Annotated in this window: 12 protein-coding genes; 4 read left to right on the plus strand and 8 right to left on the minus strand. The window is 45.8% G+C overall.

Going from position 1 to position 12,685, the window contains the following annotated elements; all coding sequences use genetic code 11:
• The 4 genes from H6G50_RS22770 to H6G50_RS22785 form a co-directional block, all read left to right on the plus strand.
• A partial coding sequence (locus tag H6G50_RS22770) for a photosystem II protein D1 (protein ID WP_199303395.1) occupies positions 1 to 100 on the plus strand: 100 nt, incomplete at its 5' end.
• 211 nt (positions 101 to 311) lie between these two features.
• A complete protein-coding gene (locus H6G50_RS22775) occupies positions 312 to 1,040 on the plus strand; it encodes a WecB/TagA/CpsF family glycosyltransferase (RefSeq protein ID WP_190721682.1) in 729 nt (242 codons plus the stop codon).
• Positions 1,041 to 1,145: 105 nt separating this feature from the next.
• On the plus strand, positions 1,146 to 1,367 hold the full coding sequence (locus tag H6G50_RS22780) for a hypothetical protein (protein ID WP_190721762.1): 222 nt from the start codon (positions 1,146 to 1,148) through the stop codon (positions 1,365 to 1,367).
• Between the two features lie 384 nt (positions 1,368 to 1,751).
• Complete coding sequence (locus H6G50_RS22785; protein WP_190721684.1) at positions 1,752 to 4,040, plus strand: CHAT domain-containing protein; 2,289 nt, start codon at positions 1,752 to 1,754, stop codon at positions 4,038 to 4,040.
• A 28-nt stretch (positions 4,041 to 4,068) separates the two neighbouring features.
• On the opposite strand, the gene H6G50_RS22790 is transcribed toward H6G50_RS22785, so the two are convergent.
• The 8 genes from H6G50_RS22790 to H6G50_RS22825 all read right to left on the minus strand — a co-directional run bounded on the left by H6G50_RS22790 (position 4,069) and on the right by H6G50_RS22825 (position 12,144).
• Positions 4,069 to 4,431 carry a hypothetical protein gene (locus H6G50_RS22790; RefSeq protein WP_190721686.1) on the minus strand — a complete coding sequence of 121 codons (363 nt, stop codon included), beginning with the start codon at positions 4,429 to 4,431 and terminating at the stop codon, positions 4,069 to 4,071.
• A 170-nt stretch (positions 4,432 to 4,601) separates the two neighbouring features.
• Positions 4,602 to 6,044, minus strand: a complete 1,443-nt coding sequence (locus H6G50_RS22795) for a DUF4910 domain-containing protein (protein WP_206756594.1) — start codon at positions 6,042 to 6,044, stop codon at positions 4,602 to 4,604.
• Entirely contained in the window at positions 5,983 to 7,359 is a 1,377-nt protein-coding gene (locus H6G50_RS22800; RefSeq protein ID WP_190721688.1) for a glutamate-1-semialdehyde 2,1-aminomutase, read from the minus strand. The genes H6G50_RS22795 and H6G50_RS22800 overlap by 62 nt, the downstream gene beginning before the upstream one ends.
• A 121-nt stretch (positions 7,360 to 7,480) precedes the next feature.
• A complete protein-coding gene (gene rfbC, locus H6G50_RS22805; RefSeq protein ID WP_190721690.1) occupies positions 7,481 to 8,017 on the minus strand; it encodes a dTDP-4-dehydrorhamnose 3,5-epimerase in 537 nt (178 codons plus the stop codon).
• Positions 8,018 to 8,070: 53 nt separating this feature from the next.
• On the minus strand, positions 8,071 to 8,724 hold the full coding sequence (locus tag H6G50_RS22810; protein WP_190721691.1) for a PIG-L deacetylase family protein: 654 nt from the start codon (positions 8,722 to 8,724) through the stop codon (positions 8,071 to 8,073).
• 152 nt (positions 8,725 to 8,876) lie between these two features.
• A complete protein-coding gene (locus tag H6G50_RS22815) occupies positions 8,877 to 9,698 on the minus strand; it encodes a glucose-1-phosphate cytidylyltransferase (protein ID WP_190721693.1) in 822 nt (273 codons plus the stop codon).
• 62 nt (positions 9,699 to 9,760) lie between these two features.
• Positions 9,761 to 11,035 (minus strand): class I SAM-dependent methyltransferase, encoded by a 1,275-nt coding sequence (locus tag H6G50_RS22820; RefSeq protein ID WP_190721695.1) that lies wholly within the window; start codon positions 11,033 to 11,035, stop codon positions 9,761 to 9,763.
• A 77-nt stretch (positions 11,036 to 11,112) separates the two neighbouring features.
• The gene (locus tag H6G50_RS22825) at positions 11,113 to 12,144 is read right to left on the minus strand and encodes an SDR family oxidoreductase (protein ID WP_190721697.1); all 1,032 of its coding nucleotides are present in this window, start codon (positions 12,142 to 12,144) and stop codon (positions 11,113 to 11,115) included.
• Positions 12,145 to 12,685: the final 541 nt, after the last annotated feature.

Genomic DNA, 12,685 nt, shown 5'->3' on the forward strand with positions numbered 1-12,685 from the left:
TGAAGTAATGCACGAGCGCAACGCTCACAACTTCCCGTTAGACTTGGCAAGTGGCGAACAAGCACCTGTGGCTTTAACCGCACCTTCCATCAACGGCTAAGTCGCAAAAATAACTTCATCGCTAGTCAATAGTTAGATGAGTAAGCCCTCCCGAGCGGAGGGTTTTTTTGTGGGCAAATGCCCTTACCCCTTCGATCGCTCAAAATGTGATAGATTGCTGCTGTGATATTTTCAGTTGCCGGACAGAGACAGATTGACGGCGAAAGCAGGATTAATCGTATTGAAGAATAGCAGCGATAACCCGAAATTTTATGTTGGCAGAATCAAAAGAATCTTCGGTACTCGGAGTCCCCATCCACTTATGTAACGACTACGCGGGTTGGGTGCGATCGCGGCTCGAACAAAAAGTTGGCACTCACATTATCACGCTGAATGCAGAAATGGCAATGTTAGCCGAGCGCGACCCCGAATTTGGCGAGATCGTGCGGAGCGCAGAACTGGTCATTCCCGACGGTTCGGGCGTTGTCCTTTACCTGCGCTTGCGCAACCAACAGCAGCACCGCTGTCCGGGAATTGAACTCGCTGGAGCGCTGGTCGAATCGCTGGGTTGTTTGGGAGACTCTGCTACTGTTGTATTTTATGGCGGCGCGCCGGGAGTCGCAGAACGAGCGGCGGAGTTTTGGCAACAACGCTGTCCGGGACTAAAAGTCGTATTCCGTAACGGCTTTCTTTCAACCAGCGAAGAAGAGGAATTTCTGAATTTGTTGCGCGATCGACAGCCCAGCTTGATTTTAGTGGGTTTGGGCGTACCGCGTCAGGAATTGTGGATTCGTCGCCATCGCGCCCTCTGTCCGGAAGCAACTTGGATTGGGGTTGGGGGCAGTTTTGATATTTGGTCGGGTTCAAAATCGAGAGCGCCCGTCTGGTTGCGCGAAATCCATCTAGAATGGCTCTATCGCCTGTATCAAGAGCCTTGGCGCTGGCGGCGAATGTTAGTCTTGCCTCAATTTGCTTGGCGCGCGCTGATCGCAGGGAAATAGAAAGAACTTCCTCCAACCATTGCATTCAGGTTATCGTAGTGGGATGAAGTGCTGAATGCAACGTACTATCCGAGCGGGATACACTATTAACAATTCTTATTGAGAATAACTATGGAACTCAAAGGTACTATCGAACGTAAAGATATAGGCGTTGGCACTTGGGCCTTAGTCACCGACTCCGGCGAAACCTACGAACTTAAGGATGCACCCACCGACTTGAAACAAGCAGGACTTAAGGCAACGGTAGAAGGCGTGATTCGCGAGGATGTCATGACAATGGCTGCAATCGGCCCTGTTTTTGAAGTCCATTCATTTTCCGTTAACTGAATGATCGCTCAAAAAAAACTCCCCGACTCTAAGGGGCGAGGCGGGGAAGGCAAATCAGGGTGCATCTACCTTTTCATTCTTCTTGGATTGAAGGAAACAATCCGGAAAACTTTCCGAAAAAATGGCACGAGGTCTTTGACCCTCTTCCGGCTTGGGTCAGCAAGAAAGCGGGTCTATTCCTAAAAATTGACAGTCAAGCTGTCAATTTATCCGAAAAACCCGGATGAATTGGGGTAAGAGTTGCAGCACAATGAGTCAGGGAAACTTTGCACGCTGGAAATTCATCTCTTAAATTTAAAGAGAGTGCTTCGCTCCCCTCGTTAGTTCTACGGAATTGTTCGATCGCCGTTTTCCCTGTTCTTTTATTCTTTCCCGATCGCCAGGATGTTTCAGGAATTTCACCTCTCCGTCACTCCCCTAGACCGAGACCGATATCTCGTTCGTACCGAAAAAGTTTCCCCCGGCGTACCGCTGGCCGAAGAACAAGTCGATTGGTCGGTCGAGGCGTGGCTGAAGGAAGCGCAGCAGTTAATGAGCGATCCGTTACTGCAAGTGTTTCAGGGGGAGAGTCAGCCTTCTGAGTTGGGAGGGGAAAATCTACCGCCGTCGCCGATTGCCTTGGGTCAAAAACTCTACGATGCCCTTTTTCAAGGCAGTCTGCGCGATAGTTGGATTGCTGCCCAGGGAATCGCCAACCACCAGCGATCGCGCCTGCGCCTGCGATTGGGACTCAAAGGCAACCTCCTACCGCGCCTCCCTTGGGAAGTCCTGCATACCGGCGGGCGGGAAAGTTCCTGCTATCGTCCCTTAGCGACGGGAACGGATATTGCTTTTTCCCGCTATCAGCCGAATCTACCCGCAAGCCTCCTCCAAGTTAAACAGCGTCCGGTGAAAATCTTGATGGTTTTGGCTGGACCCGACGATCGCGAGGGCTTAGACTTACAGCAAGAGGCTGAAGATCTAAAAGCCGAATTGAATCGCAATGCTGAAGATAGCGCCCTCACCGTCGAACTGAACATCCTACCTCACCCCGGGCGCGAAGAACTTACTCAGGCGTTGGAACAGGGGCAATATCAAATTTTTCACTACGCCGGCCACAGCAATTTTAGCGATTCGGGAGGCGATATTTATCTGGTCAATCGCTATACGGGATTGACGGAAACGGTTTCCGGAGAAGATTTAGCTGGGTTGTTGGCCAATAATGGCGTGCAGTTGGCGGTGTTTAACTCCTGTCGGGGAGCGGATGCGGCGCGCGCCCGCGCCTCTGCGGTAGAAGGCGATCGCAACCTCGCCCAAGCGTTGATTAAGTGCGGTATTCCCGCCGTCCTCGCGATGGCAGAACGCATTCCCGACGATGTAGCTAAGACCTTAACGCGCTTGTTTTACCGCAATTTGGAGCGCGGTTATCCCATCGATTTAAGTCTGTCTCGCGCGCGACAAGGCTTAATTGCTTCCTATGGCTCGAATCAGTTGTATTGGGCGCTACCGGTTTTATACCTGCACCCTCAGTTTGATGGGATGTTCGTCGAGGGGGAGGGGACAGAAAATTCCGTTGAGGATTTGCTCGACCCAGAAACGGATGATATTCCTTTAGAAGTGCTGTCGGGTAACGGTCTTTTTGTAGCGGGTAGCGATTTCGAGGCGGACGACGACACAGATTTTCTCGCTCCCTTAGCGCTAACGCCCGATAATGAAGCGTATGCTGTCGGCGAAGATGCTAGCGCGCTCGCAGAAGAGGAAGATTTTGTTCGCAGTTTAATGAGCGATTTAGCGCCCACTCCGAGCGAAAATCCCTCTCAACCGACCGCAGCACCGCCCGTCGTTCCCGCTTTGAGTATTGCCGACCCCATCCAACCGCCGCAGAAGTCGGGGCGATTAATGGCAATTTTAGGGGCAATGGGAGTCGGTGCGATCGCGCTTGTCCTGGGATGGTGGTTTTTAGGGCGCAATTCCACACCATCTGTTACCGAAAAACCCCCAACGCCAGTAAAAACCTTAACAACCTCCCCCAAAGACGGCAATCTCGACTTCGCTAAGGTTCAAACCGATACCCTCACCGGGATTGCGACGGAACAGTTCGCGCGCGGTAACTTCGAGCAAGGCAAACTCGCGATCGAAGAATTGCTCGACCCCAAGCGCAACGCCCTCGACAACGCCAAAGCTGTCCTCGCTGCTGTCCCCCGAGAGCAACAAGACCGAGCGGAGATCCTCTTTTTATCCGGTCGTCTCGCTTGGCAATTCGCCCTGCGCGGTAACAAGGACTATAGCATCGACGATGCGCGGCGTTACTGGGAATCTGCTGCCAGCAAAGACCCGAAATCGATCGCCTACCATAATGCTTTAGGTTTTGCCTACTATCAAGAAGGGAAGCTTGCCAACGCGAATGAAGCTTGGTCGGATGCTTTTGAACTTGCCAGTAAAGAAACGGCTAGCAAGGATCGGCAGGTTTTAACGACTTATGCTGGTTTAGCCCTCGCCTTGGGACAAATGGCCCGCCAGCAAACCGGAAATTCACAAAAAGTTCTGTTGAATAAGGCACTTAAACTTCGTCAAGTTGCAATTTCTGAAGCGCCTACCGAGTTTCAAACAGAAGCTTTAAGCAACAATTGGTTGTGGTCGGAAAAAGCAATTAAAGATTGGGAAAGATTAATTGCTACGAGCGAGAAAAAATGAAGCAATTTGCGTGCTGGTGCGCGGGGTTTTATGGCTCTTCTCGAATTAAGTTGCCATCTTCGTCGTACCACTTGCACGATAGATAATCGCCGTTGACATAACCTCTTTGTCCTTCGACGCGAGCGTTAGGGCCTTCTAAAACGGTAACATCTTCCCAGATCGTGCCGTTGCGATCGAGAGTGCCGCCCCATGCTTGCACGATATTACCATTATTCAAACCGGCAAAGGGCGAGCCATTCGGTCGAGGACGCAGCGCTAATTGTCCTTGGGTTAAACCGCGCACGGTACAGATAACTGTTGCGTCGTAAATATCGGCTCGAACGGAACTTCCGAGCGTTAGAACCGCCATACCCGTAATAATTGATAAGGAAAAAAATGAAAAGCGTTGCATCGTATTGTTCCTCTCTTTTTAATGAGGGATTGAAAGTTAAGTCAGTCCCCGTCTAAAACAGATCGTCTTGTAGAGCAACCCGAAATACCTCGTTTTTATTACTTTTGAGAGGCAGCGATCTGTACAGAACTTTTCTCAGGGGATTTATAGAAAAACGATACTCTCTTCTATTATAACTCAGATATTATACTACTATCAACTAATAGCTTGCACTCGCATAAAGCGCGGGTAGCGGCAGCAATGACTTCAAAAGGTATTTGCGATCGCTCGGCAATATCGAGGAGAGAATTTTTGCCATCCGATAAATTTAAAACCCACAGCAAAGCCATTTCATTAAAGCCGCTATCTTGATGCCCTCCCATTGTGCGATATAGCCCGCGTTTTCCGAGTTGGGGTTCGCATTTTGGGTTTTGATTGAGGTAAGTTTTGTTGGCTTCAAGAGCGTCTACAATCGAGCGGCAAAGAGCAAAAGATTCGGCAAGCGATTCGGGTTTAATAAAATCAAGATTGTCGGCGGAGGTGTGATATTCTGGGAATGTGCCATGACGCGATCGCATTAAGCAGCCGACGGGTAAGTTGAATCCCGGCGAGCAATATTGCCGTTCGTCGTAACCGTAGGGATAAAAGTCTATCATTTCGTACTCTTTGCTAGAAGTAGCGAGCAGATGTGCGATAATGCGATCGATTTCTGCGTTACCGCGACGACTCTTTTTATAAGTAAAATGCCCCGAATCTCCCAAACAGGTTAAAACTAAGCCATGTTTGATGTTAGCAATTTTATCTTCATTTAAACTCAACCAAGTTATCGAGCCAATCGTACCGGGGATGAAGAGGAAGCGGTAGGAATAGCGTCGGGACGTTTCGCGGAGATATTGGGCGAGAAAAGTTGCGATCGCGTTGCCCGAAAGATTATCATTTGCTAGGGAGGGATGACAAATATGGCAGGAAATGAGAACTTCTTCCTCGCTTTCGCCGGGAAGATAATACTCGCCATAAGTTAAATATCCGGGTTCTAAGGAAGAGTCGATGAAAACTTCGTACTCTCCCGCCTCTAATTGTAAGTATTGATTGTGCGCGAGGCAAAATCCCCAGTTTTCTTTGTAATAAGACGTGCGATAGGGAATCCAATCGGGGCTATCGCTGAGGGTAAAGAGATGAGGTTTTAACTCTTCTAATTCTAGTTTAGTACGAACTGGAAGACTATAGTTGAGAATGTGCAAACTCGAAACAGCAAAATCAACAATTTTTTCTCCTCTCGCGTTTTTAATATACGCATCCTTAATATTCCATTCTTTCGGAACGATCCAATCAAAAACTTGCGTTCCCGTCGGGACTTCCCTAACTTCTAAAGGGATCGACTCTTTTAGAATTTGGAGGGTTTGGCGCGTGCCGCCCCCGGTAATACTGCGACAAATTGGGTAGAGTTTGACGATGAGATCGTAAAGGTCTTGCCCGATAGAGGAGGGTTCAATCGTCATGATTGTATGCCAAGATTTAGGGAAATTGCGATCGCGGGCTAGTGAAAAGTTAAGGACTTCTGGAGTATGTAATTCAACAAAATGGTCGAAAAACCGGCTTAACCGGACGACCGATAAGATAGCCCTCAATACCATTTTCCAGCGCTTGTTTGTAAACCGATAAGGCACCCGCGATCGCATTTACAGTTTGTTCGATAACTTCATCGGTATGGGAATAACTCACCACTAAAGATGGCATAATAAAACCGCGCGCGATCGTTTCTTGTAAAAAGAGGGTGCGATAGGCTTGAGACGGTTGTTTCTGTTCGTCGCGGGTAGCGTAAACGAGGTTGCAAGGTTTGCCGATGACTTCAAAATAGTCTTGCAGTTGATAATGCGCGATCGCTTGATCAATCCCTTCAGTTAACTTTTCACCTTGACGGTGCAAAAACTCGATAACTCCTTCGGTTTTATAAACTTGCATCGTCGCTATAGCTGCGGCTAAAGCATGAGTTTCTGCACCGTGCGTAGTAGACAGTAAAAAAACTCGTTCTCGCTCGTGATTAATCCCTCCTAAGTCCATAATTTCTCGCTTTCCAACCAATGCAGAAACCGCAAAGCCGTTGCCTAATCCTTTCCCGAAAGCAGAAAGATCGGGAACAATATTATAATATTTTTGACCGCCACCATTGTGAAGGCGAAACCCAGTAATCATTTCATCGAGAATAAAGATTGCGCCATTGTCGCGGCAGAGGCGTTGGACTTCATGGAGAAAATTATCGACGGGATCGTCAACTTTTACCGGTTCTAAAATAACGCAGGCTATTTGGTCGGGATATTGCTCGAATAGAGTTTTAACACTATCTAGATCGTTGTAGCGAAACTTAACCGTTAAGTCGCGCGTAACTTGCGGAATTCCACTCGATATAGGGGTACTCCCGATGAACCAATCCTCAGAAGAAAAGAAGGGATGATCGGCACAAATTGCGACTTTATCTCTACCAGTATAAGCGCGAGATAATTTAATGGCAGCGCCAGTGACAGTAGAGCCATCTTTGGCAAATTTTACCATTTCTGCACCGTCGATTAATTCGAGCAATTCTTCAGCGCAATCTAACTCAATGCGTGCGGGACGAGTAAAGTTACTGCCCAGTAAAATTTGCTGAGATACAGCTTCGATAACGGGTTCGTAGGCGTGTCCCAACGTGACTGCCCTCAATCCCATTCCATACTCTATAAACTCGTTACCATCAACATCCCAAACGCGACATCCTTTCCCTTTGGTAATAAATCCCGGTGCATTTTCCGGATATTGATCGTCGCCTTTTGCATAAGTATGCGCGCCCCCCGGAATGATTGTATGACTTTTTTGTTGAAGCGCTTTCGAGGATTGAAAGCGAGCCGAAAAATTGAGAGAAGCAGTCTCCTCTTGTTCTGCATAAGTAGGCTGTGTTGTAAGATTTGCAGTCACTTTTGTCTCCTCGTAAAAGATTAATAAAAAAACTAAAGTTTGATTTTTTTGAAATTGACAATAAATTTGATTTATAAAAAACTTCTCAAAAATTTCCAGTTAAATTTGCATTCAATCTGGGTTATAATCGGGGATTAAAAAAAGGTAAACTCAAATCTCTCTCTGAAATTCCAGTTACGGATAGCGGCCATTCAATTTTAAAAGTTGGATCGCTGTAATGCACGCCTGCATCATATTTTGGTTGATAAAAATCCCCCATTTGATAGAGCACTTCTGTATTATCTTCTAAAGTTTGAAAACCGTGGGCGCATTGTGGGGGAACATAGAGCGCGTAACGATTGTCAGAGGTTAATTCAACCGCAACTCGTTCTAAATAAGTCGTCGAATGCGATCGCAAATCGACAATGACATCATAGATAGCACCGCGCGTACAGCGCACTAATTTTGTTTCCTGGGATGGGAAAACTTGATAGTGCATTCCTCGCAAAGTTCCCTTTCTCCAATTGGAAGAAATATTGCATTGCACGAAATTGGCGATCGCGCCTTGGGCTTCAAATTCCTTAACACAAAACGTTCGGGCAAAAAAACCTCGAGCATCTTCATGTAATTCGAGTTCGATGATAAAGGCTCCTTCTATTGCAGTCTTTGTAAATTTCATCTTGCACCCTTTAATAAATTGTCCGAAGAATATTTTGCAGTACCCAACTTTATTCAAAAAACCATTTTTCGACTATAAAATGCTTCAGCGTAACAACTCGGTGCATTAGACTCCATTCCTCGGATACGGAGAATGGATTGGAAGAGTTCTTCTGTAAACCATGCCTTTCCTTTTTGGGTTTTAAACGTATCGAGAATGAATTTAATTTTTTGTTGGTAGTGAGCGGGAGATAAGTGAACGAAAAAATTCGGATTTCCCAGATCGCCATCGTATTTCGGAATTTCGTATTCAAGAATAAAATGATTTCTAAACGTATTCCAAGTTAGCTCTGAGATTAAGCGGTGATCTTGATGAAAATCCTGGCGATAGTGTGTAAAGATCGCATCGGGTTTAAAGGCTTGCTTGAGTTGCTCAAAATAGTCTTTTACCTCAGCCCCTTGATAGGGAAGGAAGCCATCTCGAAAGTTTTGAATAACAATCGTTCGTTTAGCTGCTTTCTTCAGAAAAATATCGGCACTATCGAGCGCTTCTTGCTTTCTTTCAGGAGTAGAACTGAAAACAACCCAGTGAATGTTTAAATTTGGGTAGGTTTCAATCAGTTTTAAAATTGTCCCACCGCAACCAATCTCGATATCATCGCAATGCGCCCCCAAGCAAAGAATATTGTAACTCGATGAAGGAGTTGACTCAAACTCAATCTTTAACATCTTTAACTTTAAGTTAATCCCTCTCTTAGCGTCATTTTAAAGATCGGATTTCTAAGCAAAATTATAGACTTAGTTCCTAAATCTTGACTAGAAATCCGACTGGAGATCGCAAGACAAGCGCTAAACAAATTTATTGACGAGCGCGTACCAACTTAGGCAGAACGTAATTCAACTTTACGACTGCTAGAAAGTTCGACTTTAGGTTCGCGCCAAACCTCCCAAGGCGTTTCGCCGCGCGCGTACATATCATCAAGCTGTTGCTTTTCTTTAAAGGTATCCATCACGCCGAAAAATCCGGTGTATTTATAAGCAATCAGTTCTTTTTCCTTCATGAGGCGTTGGAAGGGTTCATACACTAATTCTTCACCATGATTCATGTAGTCAAAAATATCGCGCTTGAAGACAAAGTATCCGCCATTAATCCAGATATCACGCTGGGTAACATCTTGGAGATCTCGCACAACTCCGCTTTCATCCATATTGACAAGATGAAAAGTTTGACTGGGGCGAACACACAAAAAGCTTCCAACTTTGTCGTGCATTTTTGCGAAATTAATAAGACTGGGAAGATGCAGATCGGTCAAACCATCGCTATAATTAGCTAAAAAATATTCTTCCCCGTCTAAATAAGGTTCTACGGCTTTAAGACGCTGCCCGATATTAGCGGTTAATCCGGTATCGACAAAGTTAATATTCCAATCGTGGATATCGCGGTTAGCGAGTTGAATTTGGTTTCCGCTCGATAGGGTGAAGTCGTTGGAAAGCCATTCGTTATAGTTCAAAAAATAGCTCTTAATTAAATCTGCTTTGTAACCCAAACAGAGGATAAAATCTTTATGGCCGTAATGAGCGTAATACTTCATAACGTGCCAGAGAATAGGTCGGTATCCAATTGTTACCATTGGTTTGGGAATATTTTCGGAGTAATCTCTCATTCGAGTCCCTAAACCACCACAGAATAATACAACTTTCATGATTTTTCTCCTGATTAGCTAATTGAGTCTTAAAAAGAGATAACAGAGCGAACTCTGTTCGATTACGAATAAACTTTAACTTCAGGGATGGGTACAACAAACTGCCCGCCCCACTCGCGAATTCCTGCCATTTGCTGCATGATTTCTTCCTTAAAGTTCCAGGGAAGAATTAGCACGTAATCGGGTTGGGTTTCATGGATTTTTTCTGGGCTGAAAATTGGGATGTGGGTTCCGGGCAAAAATTTTCCTTGCTTGTAGGGGTTGCGATCGACGGTATAGTCGATAAAATCGGTACGAATTCCGCAATAATTTAAGAGTGTATTTCCTTTTCCCGGAGCGCCGTAACCGGCAATTGTTTTGCCTTCGCGTTTGGCTTTAATCAGAAAATCGAGTAGTTTTCGTTTAGTTTCTTTAACTTGTTCGGCAAAGGCAGTATAACTATCAAGGCGATCGAAACCGGCAGCAAGTTCGCGTTTTTTGAGCGCCATTGCTTGTTCGCTAATCGGTTGAGTCTCGTCCTCGGTATGGCGCGCGTAAATCCTTAAAGAACCGCCATGAGTCGGGATTTCTTCGACATCGAATAAGGTTAATCCCTGCGCGTCAAAGATCGCTTCGGTTGCAATGAAAGAAAAGTAGGAGAAATGTTCGTGATAAATGGTATCAAACTGATTCTCTTCCATTAACCGCATCAAATGGGGAAACTCCATTGTAATTACGCCCTGCGGTTTGAGAAGAACTTTCATTCCTTTAACGAAATCATTGACATCGGGAACTTGTGCTAAAACGTTATTTCCGACGATCAAATCGGCGCTTTCACCTCGCGCAAGCATTGCTTTTGCGGTTTCCTCACCAAAGAATTCAACTAAGGTGGAGATTCCTTTACGAATTGCCACTTCAGCCACATTAGCGGCGGGTTCAACTCCTAGAATAGGAATCCCTTTTGCGAGGAAGTATTGCAGTAAATATCCGTCGTTGCTGGCGAGTTCGACAACGAGACTTTCTGCATTCAATCCGAAACGTTGCACTGCCATATCGGTATAAGTTTTAGCGTGCTGCAACCAGGTGTCGGAGTAGGAAGAAAAGTAGGCGTATTCGGTAAAAATTTCTGCGGGGGTAACGTATTCTTGAAGTTGCACTAGAAAACAGCGATCGCACACATAAACGTGCAGGGGATAAAATGCCTCCATTTCATTTAGCTGTTCGGCGCTGCGGTAGCTTTCGCAGGGGGGAGACATTCCTAAATCGACAAAGGTATGATGAAGCGGCGAACTGCAACAACGACAGCGAGTCCGCTCGGAAGAAGTGACAGATTGTGTCAGCAAAGTTTCTGTTTTCATAGTTCTATTTGTGACAGGATAGACGCAACTCAAGAATTGTCAGTAATTCCCAATCTCAAAGGCAACACGCTTTTTTATTAAAGGTATTGCTTCCAAAAGAAGTGCGAATCAATTTGATGCGTTCGCAATAAATATTCAAGTTGTTTGAGGCGAGTAAAGCCTCGGAACTCAAAGGTGTCCTTACTCATATCGATCTGCTGGAAGATCTCGAAGAGTTGTTTTGCTCCTTGTTTGGCATCCCATTTACATTTAAATCCCGGTAAAGTGTTTGTAATTTTGTCGAAGGAAACGCGATAGCTGCGGTTGTCGGGATCGCTTTTCCCGAAGCTAAGCTGACATCCGGTAAAGACTTCGGCAACGATTTCGGCAATTTCTCGAACTTGATAGTTACTATTGGTGTCGCCGACGTTAAAAATTCGATCGCGCACGAGATCCAGTGGCGCTTCCAAAACGCACGCGATCGCGCTACAAATATCTAAGACGTGAACTAAAGGTCGCCAAGGCGTTCCGTCGCTAATCATTTTAATTTCGCCCGTTGTTTGCGCTAAACCAGCGAGGTTATTGAGGACGATATCGAAGCGCATTCGGGGCGATGCACCATAGGCGGTGGCATTCCGTAAAAAGGTGGGGCAGAATTCAGCATCGGCGAGTTCTCGCACGTCGCGTTCTACTAACACTTTGCATTTGGCATAAGCGGTTTGTGGGTTGACGGCGGATTCTTCTGTTACGAAGTCTTCGCTGGCGAATCCGTAAACGCTACAGGAGGAGGTATAAATAAAGCGCGGTACGCCAGCAGTTTTGGCAAGTTTTGCTAAGCGTACCGATCCTTCATGGTTGATTTCGTAAGTAATTTGCGGGGCGAGTTGTCCGAGGGGATCGTTAGAAAGTTCGGCGAGGTGAATAATCGCCTCTACCTCTTGTAAGTCTGCAATGTCAATGTGTCGCAGATCTTTGTTGAGGGTTTTGGGTGTTAAGGAAGTGCCATTATAGAGCCAACCGACTTTATAAAACCCAGTATCCACGCCGATAACGTCGTGTCCCTGCTGCATGAGTAGAGGAGCGAGTAACGAACCAATATATCCTTCTGTTCCGGTAATTAAGACTTTCATAGATTGCAAATAATAAATAGCAATTCAATGCTGTCCTCGCGGTTTATCGATGTTCTATGGGAGGCAAGCTAGTTCACAGCTTGCAGCGATACAAATGATTGAGTTGACGCTCTTTTTAAAAATTTGAAAGAATCGATTGCGCCCTTGGGTTCCCCTGTCGCGCTGATTTAGAAGATTTTGCGATGGGGAACGGCAATAACAACACCGATGGTGACGGGCTTTGGCAGCGCAACGGAGGGAGTTGCTGAATGACTTCAGGGGGTAGAGTAGATACCATTCTTCCTTGTTTTATCGTCCTTTAAGACAGGGTAGATACTTTTGAATTAATCGAAAACAGCGCGGAAGCAAGCTAGTATTCGTGTATTTAACCTTTGAAGTTATGATATTTTTCTTGCCAATGGAGGCAACTTAGAAATTTCCTATATCACGCTCAAGCTAGCACGCTCAAATTCGAGTGGCAATGAAAAGCTATTAATTGTGTCGCTAATTTATTAAATCTTTAAAATGCAACGAAGGATTAAGAAGATCGATAACCCGAATA

It is taken from the genome of Oscillatoria sp. FACHB-1406, assembly GCF_014698145.1.
GTDB lineage: Bacteria > Cyanobacteriota > Cyanobacteriia > Cyanobacteriales > Spirulinaceae > FACHB-1406.